Origin of the sequence: Caldicellulosiruptor morganii (genome assembly GCF_026810225.1) — a bacterium.
Classification (GTDB): Bacteria; Bacillota; Thermoanaerobacteria; order Caldicellulosiruptorales; family Caldicellulosiruptoraceae; genus Caldicellulosiruptor; species Caldicellulosiruptor morganii.
The window spans coordinates 1,066,148-1,087,126 of record NZ_CP113865.1; the positions used below are offsets into that span (position 1 = coordinate 1,066,148).

At 36.7% G+C, this 20,979-nt stretch carries 18 protein-coding genes; 15 read left to right on the top strand and 3 right to left on the bottom strand.

The features are described from left to right. Positions 1–33: 33 nt before the first annotated feature. Entirely contained in the window at positions 34–300 is a 267-nt protein-coding gene (rpsO, locus tag OTK00_RS05190) for a 30S ribosomal protein S15 (RefSeq protein WP_045170152.1), read from the top strand. Positions 301–358: 58 nt separating this feature from the next. Further along, complete coding sequence (locus tag OTK00_RS05195; protein WP_045169339.1) at positions 359–2,464, top strand: polyribonucleotide nucleotidyltransferase; 2,106 nt, start codon at positions 359–361, stop codon at positions 2,462–2,464. Between the two features lie 47 nt (positions 2,465–2,511). Here the strand turns inward: OTK00_RS05195 and OTK00_RS05200 are convergent, their stop codons facing one another. Together OTK00_RS05200 and OTK00_RS05205 are read right to left on the bottom strand one after the other, a co-directional pair. Next, entirely contained in the window at positions 2,512–2,964 is a 453-nt protein-coding gene (locus OTK00_RS05200; protein WP_045169341.1) for a threonine/serine exporter family protein, read from the bottom strand. A 15-nt stretch (positions 2,965–2,979) separates the two neighbouring features. Then, the gene (locus tag OTK00_RS05205; RefSeq protein ID WP_052670877.1) at positions 2,980–3,735 is read right to left on the bottom strand and encodes a threonine/serine exporter family protein; all 756 of its coding nucleotides are present in this window, start codon (positions 3,733–3,735) and stop codon (positions 2,980–2,982) included. A gap of 238 nt (positions 3,736–3,973) precedes the next feature. Here OTK00_RS05205 and OTK00_RS05210 point away from each other — a divergent pair, with 238 nt between their 5' ends. The 12 genes from OTK00_RS05210 (at position 3,974) to OTK00_RS05265 (ending at position 19,131) form a co-directional block, all read left to right on the top strand. Beyond that, positions 3,974–5,221 carry a serine hydroxymethyltransferase gene (locus OTK00_RS05210; protein WP_045169342.1) on the top strand — a complete coding sequence of 416 codons (1,248 nt, stop codon included), beginning with the start codon at positions 3,974–3,976 and terminating at the stop codon, positions 5,219–5,221. 22 nt (positions 5,222–5,243) lie between these two features. Next, complete coding sequence (locus OTK00_RS05215) at positions 5,244–6,569, top strand: replication-associated recombination protein A (protein WP_045169343.1); 1,326 nt, start codon at positions 5,244–5,246, stop codon at positions 6,567–6,569. Between the two features lie 42 nt (positions 6,570–6,611). Then, the gene (locus OTK00_RS05220; protein ID WP_045169344.1) at positions 6,612–7,841 is read left to right on the top strand and encodes an NAD(P)-dependent malic enzyme; all 1,230 of its coding nucleotides are present in this window, start codon (positions 6,612–6,614) and stop codon (positions 7,839–7,841) included. 198 nt (positions 7,842–8,039) lie between these two features. Further along, positions 8,040–9,713, top strand: coding sequence for a sensor domain-containing diguanylate cyclase (locus OTK00_RS05225; RefSeq protein ID WP_045169345.1), 1,674 nt, complete (start codon positions 8,040–8,042; stop codon positions 9,711–9,713). Further along, positions 9,710–10,171, top strand: a complete 462-nt coding sequence (gene nrdR, locus OTK00_RS05230) for a transcriptional regulator NrdR (protein WP_045169346.1) — start codon at positions 9,710–9,712, stop codon at positions 10,169–10,171. The genes OTK00_RS05225 and nrdR overlap by 4 nt, the downstream gene beginning before the upstream one ends. Positions 10,172–10,383: 212 nt before the next feature. Continuing rightward, positions 10,384–10,830 carry an Hsp20/alpha crystallin family protein gene (locus OTK00_RS05235; protein WP_045169347.1) on the top strand — a complete coding sequence of 149 codons (447 nt, stop codon included), beginning with the start codon at positions 10,384–10,386 and terminating at the stop codon, positions 10,828–10,830. Positions 10,831–10,906: 76 nt separating this feature from the next. Further along, positions 10,907–13,501, top strand: a complete 2,595-nt coding sequence (clpB, locus tag OTK00_RS05240) for an ATP-dependent chaperone ClpB (protein WP_045169348.1) — start codon at positions 10,907–10,909, stop codon at positions 13,499–13,501. A 170-nt stretch (positions 13,502–13,671) separates the two neighbouring features. Next, entirely contained in the window at positions 13,672–14,973 is a 1,302-nt protein-coding gene (locus OTK00_RS05245) for a phenylacetate--CoA ligase family protein (protein ID WP_045169349.1), read from the top strand. Between the two features lie 27 nt (positions 14,974–15,000). Beyond that, a complete protein-coding gene (gene iorA / locus OTK00_RS05250) occupies positions 15,001–16,734 on the top strand; it encodes an indolepyruvate ferredoxin oxidoreductase subunit alpha (RefSeq protein ID WP_045169350.1) in 1,734 nt (577 codons plus the stop codon). Positions 16,735–16,741: 7 nt separating this feature from the next. Then, the gene (locus tag OTK00_RS05255; protein WP_045169351.1) at positions 16,742–17,335 is read left to right on the top strand and encodes an indolepyruvate oxidoreductase subunit beta; all 594 of its coding nucleotides are present in this window, start codon (positions 16,742–16,744) and stop codon (positions 17,333–17,335) included. Between the two features lies 1 nt (position 17,336). Beyond that, positions 17,337–18,638: a phenylacetate--CoA ligase family protein gene (locus OTK00_RS05260; protein ID WP_045169352.1), complete on the top strand. Its 1,302-nt coding sequence runs from the start codon at positions 17,337–17,339 to the stop codon at positions 18,636–18,638. 61 nt (positions 18,639–18,699) lie between these two features. After that, a complete protein-coding gene (locus tag OTK00_RS05265) occupies positions 18,700–19,131 on the top strand; it encodes an ACT domain-containing protein (protein WP_045169353.1) in 432 nt (143 codons plus the stop codon). Positions 19,132–19,197: 66 nt separating this feature from the next. On the opposite strand, the gene OTK00_RS05270 is transcribed toward OTK00_RS05265, so the two are convergent. Next, positions 19,198–19,398: an alpha/beta-type small acid-soluble spore protein gene (locus OTK00_RS05270; RefSeq protein ID WP_082054657.1), complete on the bottom strand. Its 201-nt coding sequence runs from the start codon at positions 19,396–19,398 to the stop codon at positions 19,198–19,200. 163 nt (positions 19,399–19,561) lie between these two features. On the opposite strand from OTK00_RS05270, the gene miaB reads away from it, so the two are divergent. Continuing rightward, positions 19,562–20,977 carry a tRNA (N6-isopentenyl adenosine(37)-C2)-methylthiotransferase MiaB gene (gene miaB, locus OTK00_RS05275; protein ID WP_045169354.1) on the top strand — a complete coding sequence of 472 codons (1,416 nt, stop codon included), beginning with the start codon at positions 19,562–19,564 and terminating at the stop codon, positions 20,975–20,977. The last annotated feature ends 2 nt before the right edge of the window (positions 20,978–20,979 follow it).

Consider the following 20,979-nt stretch of genomic DNA (forward strand, 5'->3'; position numbering starts at 1 on the left):
GGCATTTATAAAAGAAAGGGAGGTGTGAAAGGAATGCTTACAAAAGAGCAGAAGCAGGAGATAATCCAAAAGTACCAGCTTCACGAATATGATACAGGTTCTCCAGAGGTGCAAATAGCTCTTTTGACAGAGAGAATTAATAGGCTAAATGAGCACCTGCAGATTCATAAAAAAGATTTTCATTCCAGAAGAGGGCTTTTGAAGATGGTAGGTCAAAGAAGAAAGCTGCTCAATTATCTTAAAGAGTATGACATCAACAGATATCGTGAGCTGATTGAAAAATTGGGATTGAGAAAGTAAAATCACAAAAATTGGAGCGGTATAGCCGCTCCATTATTTTAGAAAGAGGTGGTTAGGTTTGGAAAGTAAAATCTACAGGATGGAACTTGCAGGGAGAGAACTTAGTTTTGAGATTGGTAAGTATGCACTTCTGGCAAACGGTGCAGTTTTGGCAAGGTACGGTGATACAGCTGTTTTAGTAACTGCCTGTGCTTCAGAAAAGCCAAGAGAAGGTATAAACTTTTTTCCTTTAACAGTTGACTATGAGGAGAGACTTTATTCTGTTGGGAAGATCCCGGGCGGTTTTATCAAAAGAGAAGGTAAACCTTCTGAAAAGGCGATTTTGTCTGCAAGGTTGATTGACAGACCAATACGTCCTCTCTTTCCCAAAGACTTTTACCATGATGTGTCTGTAATTGCCACAGTTTTATCTGTTGATCCTGACAATCCACCCGATGTTCTGGCTATGCTTGGTTCATCAGTTGCTCTGTCAATATCCGATATCCCATTTGAAGGACCAACCGGCTCAGTACTTGTTGGATATGTTGATGGAAAGATTGTAATCAATCCCACAGCAAAAGAAAGAGAAGTCAGCAAGCTGCATTTGGTTGTCTCTGGTACAAAAGATAGAGTGATGATGATTGAAGCGGGTGCTCATGAGATTCCAGAAGACATTATGCTTGAAGCTATAATGACTGCTCAGGAGGAGATCAAAAAGATTGTTGAGTTTATAGAAGGAATAGTAAGAGAAGTTGGGAAACCCAAGATGCAATATGAGAAAAGAATTGTTCCTGAAGAAATAAAACAAAAAGTGAGAGAGCTTGCATATGAAAAAGTATATCAGTATGTTCAGATACCTGATAAGATAGAGAGGGATAAAAAGCTGGATGAACTAAAAGAAGAAGTGTTCAAGGCGTTTGAGGGTGAAACAGAAGATACACTTCTTTTGGTGGACGATGCTCTTTACAGCTTGGAAAAAGAAATTGTCAGGAAGATGATTGCTGAAGAGGGAAAAAGACCTGATGGGAGGAAGTTTGACGAAATCAGACCTCTGTATGCTGAAGTGGGAATTTTGCCAAGAACTCATGGATCAGCCATTTTCAAAAGAGGATATACCCAGGTTCTTACAGTGGCAACACTCGGAACAAAGAGTGAAATGCAGTTTTTAGATGGTCTTGAAGAGGAAGAAGCAAAGAGGTACATGCACCACTACAACTTTCCTCCATACTCAACAGGTGAGTCAAAACCGGTAAGGGGACCTGGCAGAAGGGAGATAGGACATGGTGCTTTGGCAGAAAGAGCACTTGAGCCTGTTATACCATCTGAGGACGAATTCCCATACACTATACGGCTTGTGTCAGAAGTCTTGACTTCAAACGGTTCAACATCTCAGGCAAGCGTTTGTGGAAGTACTCTTGCATTGATGGATGCAGGGGTTCCAATAAAAGCGCCTGTTGCAGGTATTTCGATCGGGCTTATTACAAAAGAGGATGGTAGTTTTATAACACTTACTGATATACAGGGTATAGAGGATTTCTTTGGTGATATGGACTTTAAAGTAGCTGGAACAAGAGAGGGTATCACTGCTATTCAGCTTGATATAAAGATTCACGGTCTTACACGGGAGATAATTGAAAAAGCACTGTATCAGGCAAAAGAAGCAAGGTTGAGAATTTTAGATTTTATGCAAACAGTAATTGACAAGCCCAGAAGTGAGCTTTCACCGTATGCGCCAAAGATATTCAAAACTACAGTTGATCCTGAAAAGATCCGCGACATAATAGGTCCTGGTGGTAAGATGATCAATAAAATCATTGCAGAGACAAATGTAAAGATTGATATAGAACCGGATGGTAGAATATTTGTAGCTGCGCCTGATGATATTTCTGGCAACAGGGCAATTAGTATGATTGAAGGTATTGGTCGTGAGATTGAGGTAGGACAGTTCTTCCTGGGGAAAGTTACGCGAACGGCTTCTTATGGGGCTTTTGTTGAAATATATCCTGGTAAAGAAGGACTTGTGCACATTTCCCAGCTTGACAATAAGAGATTAAAATCAGTGGATGAGGTTGTCAAAGTAGGAGATTTGGTGCTGGTAAAGGTAATCGGAGTTGACAAACTTGGAAGAATTTCGCTTTCTCGAAAAGAAGCTTTAGATGCAACATACTCTCGTAGAGCAAAATAACAAAGAAAGCATAAACCATAAAAATGGCTTATGCTTTCTTTTATTTTTTACTTAATAGGCTTTTCTTTTTGAAACACTCTGAAAATCCAGTTAAAAGATGTAACAAGCATCAAGGCTATTGCAATACTTCCGGCAATCAAGAGTGTTTGAATACCCATTTTTATTGCAATGTCAAAGTGATTTTTTATAAGTGCAATCATTGTATTGTACATTCCCGCACCTGGCACAAGAGGTATTATACCGGGTATAAGAAAGATTGGGACAGGGTTTTTAAGAAGTCTTGCAAAGATTTCTGACAGTATATTAACCGTCAGTGCAGCAAAAAACACTCCTATAATAGGAGAAAAATTTGACCGTAAAAGTGTTATGTTAACAAGCCAGCCAAGCATACCGCTAATACCACAGTAAAACAGCGTTTTTTTGGGTGAATTTGTTAGGATTGCAAATGAAAAACTCACAAAGAATGCTGAAAAAAGTTGAAAACATATGCTTTGTTCCACTGTTTTTCCCCCTTTTTACTTTAAAATGCTCAGAGCAATTCCTGCGCCGGTTGCAATGAAAATGGCTATTAAAAATGCCTCAACAGCTCTTGCAACACCGGATAGAAGATCACCTGCGATTGTATCTCTTATTGCATTTGTTATTGCAACGCCGGGGGTCATGATCATAACAGAACCGATGATTATCTTATCCAGGTTGATTCCAATATGAAGATAACTTACAGTTATCAAGGCCATGGTAGCAGTTGCAAAACCACCTATGATATAAGAGATAAAATAAGAAAGATTTTTTGAATTTAGGATGTTGAGTATTGTTTGAGTAAACAGACCGACAAAAAAAGCAGATATCGCATCGAGAATATTTCCACCAAAAAGGATTGAAGAAAAGCAGCATACTAAAGCTGCTGCAAATGGTGTCAGGCGGCTACTGTATCCTTTTTTGTTTTGTATATCATTTAAGGTTTTTATAGCTTTCTCATAGGTGAAGTTATACTTCTCAAAGTCTCTTGAAAACTGGTTAACAAGAGATATCTTGTTTAAATCAATTGTTCTTCTTTTTATTCTCTTGGAAATTGTCAACAGGTTGTCATTCTCATCTACAATTGTAGCTACTATTCCAGTTGGGATGACAAAACTTTCGTTGAACTTCAGATTACCCTTTGAACAGATTCTTACCATCGTATCCTCAACTCTGTAAGTTTCTGCTCCGTTTTTGAGCATTATCTCACCGGCCAAAAGTGCAACTTCAATGAGCTCTTTTGAAGTCATCATCCTGGATTTAAATCTTCCTTTCTATTTGGTTTTCAAAGGTTTATAATATGATTATATAGCAACCTTAGCTTGATTGTGAACAAATTCAAAATTTAAAATGGACTTTCGCTAATTTGAGGTGATTGACTTTAGAATCAAAGCTAAAATATAATATACAAAAAAGCAAAATTGGTGTATAATCATAAATTGCGAACGTTATATATGAAAAATAAAAAAATATTCGGAAAGGGAGATGTAAATGTATTTCTATAATTTAGTTAAGGATACTGATCCTGAAATAGCTGAGGCAATTAAAAATGAGCTGAAAAGGCAGCAAAGTAAGATTGAGCTCATTGCCTCTGAGAATTTTGTTTCAGTTGCTGTTATGGCAGCTATGGGTTCACCTTTGACAAATAAATATGCAGAAGGTTATCCCAACAAAAGATATTATGGTGGCTGTGAATACATTGACGTTGTTGAGTCTATTGCAATAGAAAGGGCAAAGAAATTGTTTGGAGCAGAGCATGCAAATGTGCAGCCACATTCTGGAGCTCAGGCAAATATGGCAGTATATTTTGCGGTATTAAATCCTGGAGATACCATACTCGGCATGAATCTTTCACATGGAGGACATCTTACACATGGAAGTCCTGTTAACTTTTCCGGTAAACTATATAATATTGTTTCCTACGGTGTTGACCCTGAAACAGAGACAATAAATTATGATGAAGTATTGAAGCTGGCAAAACAACACAGACCAAAACTGATTTTGGCAGGTGCTTCTGCATATCCAAGAATTATTGATTTCAAAAAGTTTAGAGAAATAGCTGATGAAGTTGGAGCTTATTTAATGGTTGACATGGCGCATATTGCAGGTTTGGTTGCTGTGGGACTTCATCCGTCGCCTGTTGAATATGCTGACTTTGTTACTACAACAACTCATAAAACTCTCAGAGGTCCTCGAGGAGGACTAATCCTCTGCAAGGAAAAATATGCAAAACTGATTGACAAATCCATATTTCCTGGCATTCAGGGTGGGCCTTTGGAACATGTGATTGCAGCAAAAGCTGTTGCTTTCAAAGAAGCGATGACAGATGAGTTTAAAAACTATCAGGTTCAGATTCTAAAGAATGCCAGAGCGCTCAGTTCAAGACTCATTGAAAGAGGATTTCGACTTGTCAGCGGTGGCACCGACAATCATTTAATGCTTGTTGATTTGCGAAATAAAGGTATTACTGGCAAAGATGCAGAAAAAAGACTTGATAGTTTGAATATAACATGCAATAAAAATGCGATTCCTTTTGACACTCAAAGCCCGATGGTGACAAGTGGTATAAGACTTGGCACTCCGGCTGTGACAACTCGAGGGTTTAAAGAAGAAGACATGATAGAAGTTGCTGATATTATTCATGATGCTCTGACAAATTCCGACTCAGATGAAAATATACTGCATAGAGTTAAGGTACTGTGCGAAAAGTATCCGCTTTACAGTGAGTTTAATGAATAATAAAGTTCTGGTGAGTTTTGAGATGGACTTTTTTCAATATTTAGGAGATAAAAGATTAAAAAAAGAATCTCCTCTGGCATATAAACTGAGACCCAAGCGACTTGAAGATATTGTTGGACAAGACCACATTTTGGGCAAAGATAAACCTCTTTATAATCTCATAAAGAGTGACAAGATTACTTCTATAATTTTGTATGGACCACCGGGCACAGGAAAGACAACAATTGCACACGTTATTGCTAATGTTACAGATAAGATTTTTAGGTCAATAAACGCTACTATCGCCGGGATAAACGATATAAAAAAGATTATAGATGAGGCAAAGTTTGAATTTTCACAGGGTGGTAAAAAGACAATCCTGTTTATTGATGAGATCCACAGGTTTAACAAGCTTCAACAGGATGCGCTTTTGCCGTCTGTGGAGGAAGGAACAATAGTTTTGATTGGTGCAACCACCGAAAATCCGTTTTATGAAGTAAATAAAGCATTGGTTTCAAGGTCGCTTGTGTTTGAGCTTTACCCTTTAAAAGAGGAGGATATTATTAAAATAATTGACAGGGCAATCACTGATAAAGAAAATGGTCTTGGAGAGATGAAAATTGAAATAGATGAAGAAACCAGAAAGTTTATCGCAAGACTTTCAAACGGAGATGCAAGGGTTGCTCTTAATATTTTGGAAGCCTGTGTTTATTCAGTAAAACCCCAGCATGATGGGAGCATTGTAATTACGAAGGAAATAGTCAGCAATCTTTCAAACAGAAAAGTGAGCGTATACGATGCAGCAGGGGATATGCATTATGATACAATTTCGGCGTTTATTAAGAGCGTCAGAGGGTCTGACCCTGATGCGGCTTTATTCTACCTTGCAAAAATGCTTGAAGGTGGCGAAGATATTAAGTTTATTGCAAGAAGACTTATTATCTTGGCAGCAGAGGACATTGGTCTGGCAGATCCCATGGCACTGAATGTAGCAACAGCTGCTGCATGGGCTTGCGAATTTATTGGTATGCCAGAGGCGCGCATAATTTTGTCCGAGGCTACCATATATCTTGCATGTGCTCCAAAAAGTAATTCGGCGTATTTGGCGATTGAAAAGGCGCTTGAAGATGCTAAAAATGTTCCTATCAAGAGTATACCTATGCATCTCAGGATGGCTTTGCATGGTGAACAGAGGATTGGACATGGAAGTGGGTACCTTTATCCACATGACTATAGAAATCACTGGGTAAAACAGCAATACTTGCCAGATGAGCTTGCTGGGAGAATATATTACTGTCCCACTGAAATAGGAAAGGAAAAATATATAAAGGAATATATAGAGAAACTGAGAAAAGAAAGCAATGGTTAGTATTCTTTAGGATTACATGAAAATGAGAGGAGCAAAATTAAGATGGAAATTGGTAGTTTAGCTCTAAAGCTTCACAGAGAACACAGGGGGAAAATAGCCCTGAAAAGTAAGGTGCCTATAAATGATGCAAAAGATTTGAGCATCTATTATACTCCGGGCGTTGCAGAACCATGTAAAGAAATAGCAAAAAATGAAGAACTTGTTTATGAATATACGGCAAAATCTAACTGGGTTGCTGTTGTTACAAATGGTACTGCTGTTTTGGGTTTGGGTGACATAGGTGCTCATGCTTCTCTTCCCGTAATGGAAGGGAAGGCAGTTTTATTTAAAGAATTTGGTGGGGTTGATGCTTTTCCAATTTGTATTAATTCAAAAGATGTGGAAGAGATTGTCAGGGTAATAAAGCTTATTCAACCTTCATTCGGAGGGATTAATTTAGAGGATATAGCAGCTCCTTTTTGTTTTGAGATAGAAGAAAGGCTTATAGATGAGCTTGAGATTCCTGTATTTCACGATGACCAACATGGCACAGCAGTTGTTGCTCTGGCTGCGTTGATAAACTCTTTGAAACTTGTGAATAAAAAGATTTCTGATGTTAGAATAGTCATCAATGGGGCAGGCGCAGCCGGAATTGCTGTAGCTCAGCTTTTAATAAAATATGGTGCAAAAGATATTATAATTTGTGACAAATGTGGTGCGATTTATGAGGGCAGAGAAGAAGATATGAACAAATATAAGCAACAGATAGCAAAAGTAACCAACAAAAATCATTTAAAAGGTTCTATTCATGATGTAATAAAAGGTGCTGATGTCTTTATTGGGCTGTCAGTTGCAAACGTACTTGATGAAGAAGATGTGAAAAATATGGCAAAGGATGCTATTGTTATGGCAATGGCAAACCCGGTACCAGAAATTATGCCGGGTAAAGCAAAAAGAGCTGGTGCCAAAATTATCTGTACAGGTAGGTCTGATTTTAGCAATCAGGTAAACAACGTACTGGCTTTCCCCGGCATTTTCAGAGGTGCACTTGATGTGAGAGCAAGAAAAATAACTGATGAGATGAAAGTTGCAGCAGCAGAGGCAATAGCCAGAATTGCAGAGGAGGATTTAAATGAAGATTATGTAATTCCAAAGGCGCTAAACAAAAGAGTTTCGTTTGAAGTTGCGTTGGCTGTTGCCGAAAAGGCAATTGAACAGGGGATTGCAAGGATCAATTTGAGTAAACAGGAACTTCAAAGAAAGATTTTACTTGCGTTGAATTGTCCAGGTTAAGAAATCTTTTGACCAAAACACCCTTTTTAAAAGGGTGTTTTTTTATAGACAGTAACTGCAATATGTAATATAATTTTAAGTGAAAGATTCATATCATTTAGAATTGTGTTGTGTTTTTGCTAAATGTAAATATGTAGTAATTTTGGAAGCAAGTTGGTACTTCAAAGTAATGGATTGTAAAAAGCGGGAGGAAGTCTTGTGAATAGTCAAAAAATAGCTATCGAAAGAGAATACATAAAAGTTTCATGGTTTTTGATAGGTGCGATAGTTATTTACCTGGTTTTTGATAGACTTGTAATTGAAAAGGCAAATAATTTCTCTTCATTTTCTGACTGGCTTGTACCGTTTATATTCTTGCTTGTTTCAGTATGTTATAACTTTTTCAAACAATGGCTTTTTGATAGTAATACTGAGCTTGGCGAGGAAATTTACAGGTATCTTAAATTTTTTGAAGTTCTAAATTTTGTTTTTTTCTTTGGATATGAAAGATTATTTGATCTGATGTTTGTTGTATCTCTAATATTTCTATTTTATCTTGGAAAAATTAAAATAAGAGGTATTAAGCAAATAGTATTGGCTTTAATTTTTTCTTATGTTTTCTTTATACTGCTTGACTTTTTGTCTAAAGATATAAGCATGGAGGTTTTAAAGAATTTATTTTACATACTCTTTTATATTTTCTGGATTTACAACATTGAAAAATTCGAACTTGTTGACAGAACTTCTGTGTATGTTTCTGAAGCCCGTGCGCAGGAGATGGAAGAAAAATTAAATAATCTTATAGAATCAAATAAAGCAAAGGATACAAAGATAAAGGAGTTAGAGAGGGAAATAAGCTATCTCAGGGAGGTAAATAAAAGATTAAATATTTCGCTTGGGGAGTTTTTCAATCTTCAGGAGATTAGTAAAATAATAACTCAAATTTTGGATACCAATGAATTATTAAAATTTGTAAACGATGTGTTAATTGGTGTAACAGGAGTTGACAAAAGTTCAATTCTACTTTTTAACAGGGATAAAACAGAGCTGTATGTTGCATTCTCAAATCTTTCTGAAAGTGATCAAAAAGAGAGTTTTAAACAGGAGAATATTCAGTGGCTTAAAAATGTTGCATTGAATTGCGAAAATGGATATAGAAATAGGGTAAATCCCAAAGAGTGTCCTTTTATTGCTGGAAGAGCTACAAAATCAATTATGTATGCATCTCTGTCAACTAAAAACGATAAATATGGGATTATATTGCTTGAGCATGTATTTGAGGATATCTTTACAGAAGATAATCTGAGGTTTTTGACTTCTATTGCCGCTCAGGTTTCAATTGCATTGGAGAACTCAAGTTTATATCAACAGATGAGAAGTATGGCAATGGTTGATGGTCTAACCGGTGCATATAACAGAATCTATCTGTATGAAGTTTTGGAAACCGAGATTGAGAATTCTAAAGGCAGGTATCCTATCAGTATTGCGCTATTTGATGTGGACAATTTCAAAAAACTTAATGACACATATGGACATTTGTTTGGCGATAAAGTACTCCAGACAATTGTAAAAGTTGCAAAAGAAAAGATTAGAAAAGGGGATATTATAGCAAGATATGGTGGTGAAGAGTTTATAATTGTGTTTACTCATCTTGAAAGTTCAGAGGCATACAAGGTTGTTGAGAGAATCAGGAGAGCAATTGAGAATGAAACCATAGAGGACAATCTTGTCCAAACAAAAGTTACGGTTAGCTTTGGAATAGCTTCTTATCCCGCTCATGCCCAGAATGTTAAAGATTTAATAAAATCTGCTGATATGGCAATGTATCGAGCAAAAAGCAGTGGTAAGAACTGTACTGTAATCTACAATAAGGAAATGGGGATGAAAATATGAGGTGTCCTTACTGTGGATATGAAGACAGCAAGGTTGTTGATACAAGACCTGCTGATGAAGGAAGGACAATAAAAAGAAGAAGAGAGTGCTTAAAGTGTCAGAGGCGATTTACAACTTTTGAAAAAGTAGAAAGACAGCCTGTTTTGGTTATTAAAAAAGATAATCGCCGTGAAGAGTTTGATAGAAGCAAGATTCTGAACGGGATTATAAAAGCATGTCAGAAAAGACCTGTATCTGTTGAGCAGATGAACAAAATAGTGGATGAGATTGAAAACGAGATTTATAACTCCATGAGAGATGAAATCTCATCAAGGGAAATAGGCGAGATGGTTATGGAAAAGCTAAAGAAGCTTGATGAGATATCCTATGTACGCTTTGCATCTGTTTACAGGCAGTTTAAAGATATAAATACCTTTATAGAAGAGCTTCAGAAACTTTTAACAGAAAAGATAGAATAATCTTGAGAAAAAGTGAGAAAAATAAATATTGAATGTAGAAAATTAAAAAAAATCATGAAATTTGGTCAAATTTGAGAGTTGAGATGAGTGTGAAAAAAAGTATAATAGTAATTGAAAGTCAAAGATAGTCAAAATCAAATACAGGTGGCGATGATTCGCCACTTTAAAAAACTTTTAAAAGTCAAAAAAAGTCAAAAGGAGGGTGATGTAAGATGTTAAGAGACATTGTTCCATTTGGAAGAAGACCATTTGACATCATGAGAAAGCTTGAAAGAGAGCTTTTTGACATTGACGATTGGTTTGAAGATTTTTTTGCTCCGTTTGAAAAGGGCTCAAGATTCATGAGAACAGACATCAAAGAAACAGAAAATGAATATATTATTGAAGCTGAGCTTCCAGGGGTTAAAAAAGAGGACATCAAGATAGAGCTTTATGACAATAAACTCACTATAAAGGCAGAAACTAAGAAAGAGGAAAAAGAAGAGAGAGAAAACTTTATAAGAAGAGAAAGAAGGTATGGTGCATTTAGCAGAACATTCTACCTTGACAATGTCAAAGAGGATGGTATAAAAGCAAAATACGAGGACGGAATTTTGAAGATTATACTTCCCAAAGAGAAGCCATCAAAGCCAGATGTTAGAACAATTGAAATTGAATAAAAAGGCAATCAGGGAAGGATGGAAACCTTCCCTGATTGTTTTGTATAAAGTTCATTGAATGTGAGGTGAGATATATATGAATATGGAAAGATTTACCCAGAGTTTACAATCGGCTCTTTTAGATGCACAAAATACCGCTATATTGTACAAACATCAGGAGATAGGGATAGAACATTTGCACTATGCGCTTATCAACGAAGATGACAAATTAATTCCCAAAATACTTAAAAATATGGCTGTAAATATAGACGTGTATAAAAAAGACATAGAAGACCAGCTGAGAAAGATTCCAATGGTATATGGGCCCGGCGCTTCAACTGTGTATGTGAATAGATTTTTAAACGAGATATTGCTAAGAGCAGAAGAAGAGGCAAAGAAGTTTAAGGATGAGTATATCAGTGTTGAGCACGTATATCTTGCGATGATAGATTATGATCATCCTTCCACTAAGTCTATATTCAGAAAGTATGGGATTAACAGAGAGAAATTTTTGCAACAACTTTACAGGATAAGGGGAAATCAGAGGATAACAAACCCAAATCCTGAAGAAGTTTATGAGGTTTTGAAAAAGTATGGTAGAGACCTTACTGACCTTGCAAGGAAAGGCAAACTTGACCCTGTTATTGGCAGAGATGAGGAGATAAGAAGAGTAATTCAGATTCTTTCAAGAAGAACGAAGAACAATCCTGTCTTGATTGGAGAACCGGGGGTTGGAAAGACAGCTATTGTAGAAGGGCTTGCTCAGAGAATTGTCAAAGGTGATGTTCCAGAAGGGTTAAAAGACAAAACCATCTTTGCACTTGACTTGGGTGCACTGATAGCTGGTGCAAAATACAGGGGAGAGTTTGAGGAAAGGTTAAAAGCAGTTTTGAACGAAATTACGGCATCCGAAGGTAGAATAATCCTGTTTATTGATGAGATTCACAACATAGTCGGTGCGGGAAGAGCGGAAGGTGCAATGGATGCAGGGAATCTTTTGAAACCTATGCTTGCAAGAGGAGAGCTGCACTGTATAGGGGCAACCACCATTGATGAGTACAGAAAATATATTGAAAAAGACGCAGCATTGGAAAGAAGATTCCAGCCTGTGTTGGTAAATCCGCCATCTGTAGAAGATACAATTTCCATCTTAAGAGGGCTTAAAGAAAGATTTGAGATTCATCATGGTGTCAGAATCACAGACGATGCTCTGATTGCTGCTGCAAAGTTATCTGATAGATACATCACTGATAGATTCCTGCCAGACAAGGCAATTGACCTGATTGATGAAGCTGCTGCACTTTTAAGAACAGAGATTGATTCTATGCCTACAGAACTTGATGAGATTACAAGAAAGATTATGCAGCTTAAGATTGAAAAGAATGTATTGCAAAAAGAAGAAAACCCGAGTGCAAAACAAAGATTGGAGGAGATAGATAAAGAAATTGCGGAGCTTAACGACAGAGCAAATAAGCTTTCAGCGCAGTGGGAATATGAAAAAGAACTCATCAAAGAAATAAGAAGAATAAAAGAAGAAATAGAGAATGTAAAAATTCAAATAGAAGAAGCAGAGAGAAATTATGACTTAAATAAGCTTTCTGAACTAAAATATGGAAAACTGTTAGAACTACAGAAAATGCTTGACCAGAAGCGTCAGGAATTAGAGAAGATACCTTCTGAAAAAAGACTATTAAAAGAGGAAGTTACCGAAGAGGAAATTGCTAAAATAGTATCAAAATGGACAGGTATTCCTGTTTCAAAGCTTGTTGAAACAGAAAGACAGAAGATTTTAGAGCTTGATAGAATCCTTCACAGAAGAGTTGTTGGGCAGGATGAAGCAATTGAAGCAGTTTGCGATGCTATAATGAGAGCACGAGCTGGAATAAAAGACCCGCGAAAGCCGATTGGAACATTTTTGTTTCTGGGACCAACCGGTGTTGGTAAGACAGAGCTTGCACGAGCTTTGGCTGAGGCTTTATTTGACTCAGAAAATAATATGATAAGAATTGATATGACAGAATACATGGAAAAGCACTCTGTCTCAAGGCTCATAGGAGCACCACCCGGATATGTGGGGTATGAAGAAGGAGGGCAACTAACAGAGGCTGTCAGAACAAAACCTTATTCAGTGGTTTTGTTTGACGAGATTGAGAAAGCGCATCATGACGTATTTAATATACTGCTTCAGATAATGGATGATGGAAGACTTACAGATTCAAAGGGCAGAACGGTTGATTTTAAAAATACTATAATAATAATGACTTCAAACCTGGGCAGCGAATATCTCTTGAATGCGAATATCTCAAACGGTGAAATAGATGAAAACACAAGAAAACTAATAGACAGGGAGCTCAAAACTCACTTTAGACCGGAGTTTTTAAACAGGCTTGATGAGATAATAATATTTAAACCTCTCACAAAAGAGCAGGTAATAAAAATTATTGACCTCAGAGTAGCTGAGATTCAGCAAAGACTTATTGAAAAAGGAATTTCGATTGTTCTCACACAGAAAGCAAAGAAATATGTAATGGAAAATGCGTTTGACATAAACTTTGGCGCAAGACCAATAAAGAGGTTTTTGCAAAAAAATGTTGAAACATTAATTGCAAAGGAAATTTTAAAGGGTACCATTAAAGAAGGAGATATTATTACTATTGATGTTGACAGTGGCAGGTTTGTAATAACAAAGTAAGGACTATCTCAGATAAATTAGAAAAGATGAGATAGTCCTTATTTTTTGTTTGCTTTTATTTATTTTGAAAATTATTAAATATTACAATATAATAACTTAAAAAGCTTGTAACTTTTTAATTCATTTATATTCTCTAATATGTATATCATCAGGAAGGATGGTAGATTGGGATGATTTGGTCAGAATATGAAAAATTAAACAGAAAACAATTTGAAGAACTACAGCTTGAAAGACTTAAAAGGACGGTAGAAAGGGTTTATGAAAATGTTCCCTTTTACCGTAAAAAGTTTGATGAGATTGGAGTAAAACCCCATCACATCAAAACTCTCAAAGATATACAACTCCTCCCCTTCACAACAAAAGATGATTTAAGGGAAAATTATCCATATGGGCTCTTTACTGTTCCACTTACAAAGATTGTCAGAGTCCATGCCTCATCAGGCACAACTGGTAAACCTACCGTTGTTGGCTATACAAAGCATGATATGGAAGTTTGGACAGAGGTTGTTGCACGAATTGTCACAGCATCAGGTGTAAGGGAGCATGACATTGCCCAGATAGCATTTGGTTATGGGCTTTTTACAGGAGCTTTTGGACTTCATCAGGGATTAGAGAGAGTAGGTGCAACTGTAATTCCCATTTCAAGTGGTAATACGGAAAAGCAGCTTATGGTAATGCAGGATTTCGGCGCGACAGTTTTGGTCTGTACGCCATCATATGCACTTTACATGGATGAGGTTGCAAATGAACTTAATATTGACAGGTCAAAACTCAAACTCAGGTTGGGGCTTTTTGGAGCAGAAAGCTCAACTGTAGAGATGAGAAGGGAAATAGAAAAGAAGTGGGGGCTTTTTGCTACCGAAAACTATGGTCTTTCTGAGATAATTGGTCCAGGTGTATCAGGTGAGTGTGAATATAGAGAAGGACTTCATATAAATGAAGACCATTTTTATCCTGAAATTATAAACCCACAAACCGGTGAAGTTTTGCCGGAGGGTGAAACAGGAGAGCTTGTTCTGACAACACTTACAAAAGAAGGTATGCCACTTATAAGGTATAGAACAAGAGACATTACCTCATTGATTTATGAGCCATGCAAATGTGGAAGAACAAATGTCAGGATGACTTCTGTGAAGGGTCGCACCGATGATATGCTAATTATCAGAGGTGTAAATGTATTTCCTTCGCAAATAGAAAGTGTTTTAATGGGGATTGAGGGAATTGGGCCCCACTATCAGCTGGTTGTTACAAAAAAAGGATACTTGGATGATTTGGAAGTACATGTTGAACTTGTAGATGGAAGACTTTTAGAAAGGTATGCTGAGCTTGAAAAGCTGGAGAATAAAATAAAACACAGAATTTATACAGTATTAGGATTAAATGTAAAAGTAAAATTGGTAGAGCCCAAGACTCTGGAGAGGACAACAGGAAAAGCCAAAAGGGTTCTGGATTTGAGGAATCAGAGCAACTAAAAAAAACAAAACTGGAGGATGAGACTGTTGAGGCGACTTATGCTTGGTAACCAGGCTGTTGCCAGAGGATGTTTTGAAGCAGGTGTTAAGGTTGCAACTGCTTACCCTGGCACACCATCTACAGAGATTACTGAGTACATATCAAACTACAATGAAATTTACTGTGAATGGGCACCAAATGAAAAGGTGGCGTTAGAGGTTGCAATTGGAGCTTCTATCTATGGTAAAAGAGCAATCTGTTCAATGAAGCATGTGGGTTTGAATGTTGCAGCAGACCCACTTTTCACAGTATCTTATACAGGGGTCAATGCCGGGCTTTTAATAGCTGTTGCTGATGACCCCGGTATGCACTCATCGCAAAATGAACAGGACACAAGGAATATTGCAAAGGCAGCGAAGGTGCCAGTGTTAGAGCCTGCTGATAGCCAGGAGTGTATTGATTTTGTAAAAAAGGGTTTTGAGATTAGCGAAAAGTATGATACTCCTGTAATATTACGTCTTACAACAAGGGTTTCACACTCTCAATCGGTGGTGAAAGAAGGTATAAGGGAAGAAGTGGATTATGAGTACAAAAAAGACATACAAAAATATGTCATGATGCCAGCAATGGCAAGGAAAAGGCATGAGGTTGTTGAAAAGAGATTAAACGATCTAAGAGAATTTGCAGAAGGGACTGATTTGAATAGAATTGAAGAAGGGAAAACAAATCTTGCCTTTATTGCAGCGGGTATAGCTTATCAGTATGTAAAAGAAGCATATCCTGATGCCTGGGTTTTAAAACTGGGTATGGTGTGGCCACTTCCTAAGAAATTAATTATGGATTTTTGTAGCAGATTTGAAAAAGTATATATTGTTGAAGAGCTTGACCCATTTTTGGAAGAGAACATAAAAGCAATGGGTATAGCAAATATAGTAGGTAAAGAAGTTTTTAAATTAACGGGTGAATATTCACCTTCGTTTATAAAATCAGCAGTTGAAAAGATATATACTGAAATACCATACAGTATAGCGCAGCAGATTCCGCCAAGGCTTCCTGTACTGTGCCCTGGTTGCCCTCACAGAGGGATATTTTATACACTGAGCAAAATAAAAGATATAATCATCACAGGTGATATAGGCTGTTACACCCTGGGTGCTCTTTCCCCTTTCAACGCTATGGATACATGCGTCTGTATGGGTGCAAGTGTTGGAATGGCTCATGGTATTTCAAAAGCATCAAATAATGGTAAAAAAGCTGTTGCGGTTATAGGTGACTCCACCTTTGTTCACTCGGGGATAACAGGTATTATTGATGCTGTTTATAATAAGTCTGATATTATTGTGTTAATTCTGGGTAATTCTACAACTGGAATGACAGGACATCAAGACCATCCTGCAACAGGGTATACTATAAGAGGAGAAGAGACTTATAAACTTGATCTATTGAATCTTTGTAAAACTATAGGATGTTCGGTTGTGGAGGAAATAAATCCTTATAATATTAATGAAAATCTCAATAAGATAAATGAACTACTAAAAGTCCCTGGTGTTAAGGTTTTAATTGCCAAAGCACCCTGCAGACTTCACAAAAGGTATAAATATACCACTTTAAAAAGGTATGTTGACAAAACCAAATGCAAAAATTGTAAATTATGCTTGAGTCTGGGGTGTCCTGCGCTATCGCTAAAGGATATACCTGTAATTGATCAAAACCTGTGCCTTGGATGCGGGATGTGCGAAAGTGTTTGCAGATTTGGAGCAATCAATAGTGTAAAGGAGTAATGCTGCGATGAAAGAAAGTGTCAATATATTAATAGTTGGAGTTGGAGGACAGGGGAATATTTTGTTTAGCAAGATTTTAGGAGATGTATTTTTAAACACAGGATATGATGTGAAAATATCAGAGGTCCATGGTATGGCTCAGAGAGGAGGAAGTGTGGTAACATATGTAAAAGCAGGTAGGAAGGTGTTTTCACCACTTATAGATAAGGCGGAAGCTGATTATATAATTGCATTTGAAAAGTTGGAGGCTTTGCGGTGGATTGAATTTCTAAAGAAAGAGGGGTTTTTGATTTATTCCGATTATGAAATTCCTCCAATAGGTGTTATTACCGGGATGTATGAATACCCCGATGTTGATAAGATTGTGAAACAGCTTGGAGTAAAGTTCTGTAAAATTGATATTCTCTCTTTGCTCAGCAAAGCAGGGAATCCACGTGTTCAAAACACTGTAATGCTGGGTGTATTTAGCAAGTTCATGGAAATAGAAGAAAACTTTTTTAAAAAGGCTATAGAGAATAATGTAAGGTCAGAATTTGTTGAGATAAATCTCAGAGCGTTTGAAATTGGCAGAAGTGTAGATTTAGGTGAGGTGAGGATTTGATATGAGATACTGGGATGAGCATATGGAGTGTATGGACAGAAGTACATTACAGGAGATTCAATTGAAAAGATTGATAGAGACGGTTAAAAGAGTGTACACAAGCGTACCATATTACAGAAATAAGATGCAAAAGTTAGGACTTATTCCCGAAGACATAAAAGACCTAAATGATTTACAAAAACTCCCATTTACAACCAAACAGGATTTAAGAGACAACTATCCTTATGGGCTTTTTGCAGTACCATTGAGTGAAATTGTGAGAATTCACGCATCATCCGGTACCACGGGAAAACCCACCGTTGTGGGATATACAAAACATGACATTGGTATATGGTCTGAGGTTATGGCAAGAACACTTGTTGCAGCAGGGGCTGACAAGCATTCTTTTGTTCAGATTGCATATGGTTATGGACTTTTTACCGGCGGACTTGGAGTACATTATGGTGCAGAGAGAATAGGAGCTTCTGTTATTCCAATTTCGTCTGGTAACACAAAAAGGCAGATTCAACTTATGGTTGACTTTGGAACAACACTTTTGGCTTGTACGCCATCTTATGCACTCTATCTTGCTGAAACAATGGAAGAGATGGGCGTAGACAAATCTCAGCTAAAGCTCAAATCAGGTGTATTTAGAGCAGAGCCTTGGTCTGAAAATATGAGAAAAGAAATAGAATCAAAGCTGAATATAAAAGCATATGATATTTATGGACTTTCTGAGATAATTGGACCGGGGGTTGCTTATGAGTGTGAATACCAGTGCGGTATGCATATAAATGAAGATCATTTTCTCCCTGAAATAATAAACCCTGAAACGGGTGAAGTATTGGGAGAAGGAGAGTATGGAGAGCTTGTATTTACCACAATAACCAAAGAAGGGCTCCCCCTTATTAGATATAGAACAAGGGATATAACAGCTCTTCACTATGAAAAGTGCAGATGCGGTAGGACATTTGTCAGAATGGAAAAGGTAATTGGTAGAACCGATGATATGATAATAATAAGAGGTGTGAATGTATTTCCTTCTCAGATAGAAAGTGTTTTGCTTGAACTTGGAGAAGTAGAACCACATTATCAATTGATAGTTGACAGGGTCAATAACCTTGATGTCTTAGAAGTTCTGGTTGAAGTTTCTGAGAGGATGTTCTCGGATGAGGTTAAAAAATTGGAGCAGCTTGAGAAGAAAATAACAAAAGCAATTGAAGATACACTTGGAATTTCTGTTAAGGTAAGACTTGTTGAACCAAAAACAATTGAGCGTAGTGAAGGAAAAGCAAAAAGAGTAATTGACAGGAGAAAGATATAAATAAAAAGGGGTATTAATAATTTAGTAGGAGAAGTTTAAAGAAATTCAGGAGGGTTTAAAAATGTATGTAAAGCAGATTTCTGTATTTTTAGAGAACAAATCAGGAAGACTTGCTGAGGTGACCAGTGTTTTAGGAAAACATGAAATTGATATTTCGGCTCTGTCAATTGCAGATACTACAGATTTTGGTATTTTAAGATTGATTGTTAACAAACCTGATTTAGCTCTTCAGGTCTTAAAAGAAAATGGATTTACAGTTTCTGCTACAGATGTAATTGCTATAGCTGTTGAAGACAAACCAGGTGGTCTTGCTAAGGTGCTCGATATTTTGTATAAAAACGATATAGGTATTGAGTACATGTATGCTTTTGTTGGGAAAGTAGCTGATGAAGCTCTTGTAATCTTGAAGGTTGAAAATGCTGAAGAGGCAGTGAATATTTTAAAAGAAAACGGTGTTAAGATTCTGTCAGCAGATGAGGTTTACTCTTTGTAAAAATTTCCTTTATTACAGTTAATATGGAAAGGCAGAAGGGGATGGGACTCCTTCTGCCTTGTTTTGTTATTGCTGATTTTTAACTCTATTTTGATAGTCCTGAATCATCTTTTTAACCATATATCCTCCTACAGTTCCTGCTTGTTTTGCGGTAATGTTTGGATTGTAATTATCAAGTGTTACGCCAACTTCCTGAGCTGTTTCTTGTTTTAATTTATCCAGCTGAGGAGCTGCTTCTGGAACAAGCCTTTTTTTCTTGGCATAAATTTTTCCTCCTTTTTGGTTGAGACATTTTGAGATTTTTCAATATTAATTTGTTCTGATTTTGTACGAAATATTAAGAAAAAAATGGAACCTTATGATATTATAATTCCATGAACAAAATGCTATAATAAAGCTTGTTAAATAAAAATTTTGAGGGGGATAAGACTTGGAAAATAGAGGTATTTATTATATAGATTTTGGTACTCAGGCACACTTTGTTGAAGAGATTGAAAAGATGAATTCAGAATATTACTTTAAGAATCGAAGAAATAGAATGTATCACATAATAACATATGGTTGTCAAATGAATGTCCATGATTCTGAGAAATTGGCAGGAATGCTTAATGCTATGGGATATATTGAAACTCAAAATATAGAAGAAGCAGATCTTATAATTTTCAACACATGCGCTGTTCGCGAGCATGCTGAGTCAAGAGTATATGGTAATATTGGACCTTTGAAGAAGTTAAAAGATAAAAAACCGGATTTAATAATAGGTGTATGCGGATGTATGCCTCAGCAAGTTGAAGTTGCGCAAAAACTTGCCAGGTTATTTCCATTTTTGGATATTATATTTGGTACAAAAAGTCTTCATAGATTTCCTCAGCTTTTGTACAAAGCAATTACTGAACATAAAACTGTAATTGATGTTGCAGAGGATGAGGATGTGGTTGCTGAAGGCATTCCAACTGCAAGAAAAGAAGGTGTCAGTGCGTTTGTGAATATAATCTATGGTTGCAATAACTTTTGTTCCTATTGTATTGTGCCCTATGTAAGGGGGAGAGAAAGGAGTAGAAGACCCGAAGAGATTCTATTTGAGATTGAGCAGCTTGCAGCAAATGGCGTAAAAGAGGTAACACTACTGGGGCAGAATGTGAACTCATATGGTAAAGATTTACCCGATGGAATTCCGTTTCACAAACTTCTTGAAAAAGTAAATGATATCAATGGTATTGAGAGAATAAGGTTTGTGACATCACATCCAAAAGATTTGTTGGATGATTTGATTTATGCAATGAGAGATTTGGAGAAGGTTTGTGAACATATACACTTACCGGTACAGTCAGGTTCAACAAGGATTTTAAAAGAGATGAACAGGCACTATACAAAGGAGGATTACCTGAAGCTTGTTGAAAAGCTAAAAAACAATATTCCTGATATAGCAATTACAACAGACATTATTGTAGGATTTCCAGGAGAAACAGAAGAAGATTTCGAAGATACGCTGGATGTAGTCAAAAAAGTTGAATTTGATTCTGCATTTACCTTTATGTATTCAAAGCGTAGAGGTACAAGAGCAGCGCAGATGCCAAACCAGGTACCTGATGAAGTAAAGCGTGAAAGGTTCCAGAGACTTTTGAAATTGGTAGAGGAGATTGCTTTAAAAAAGAATAAGCAAATGCTTGGTAACACATATGAAATTCTAATAGATGGGTATGCCAAGAAGAATAATTTGCTTGTGGGAAGAACAAGGACAAATAAAGTAGTAAATGTGAAATGCTCCGAGGATTTTATGTACAAATTTGTAAATGTAAGAATTTTGGAAGCTACAGAGCACTGGCTTTATGGTGAGGTGATTTAGAT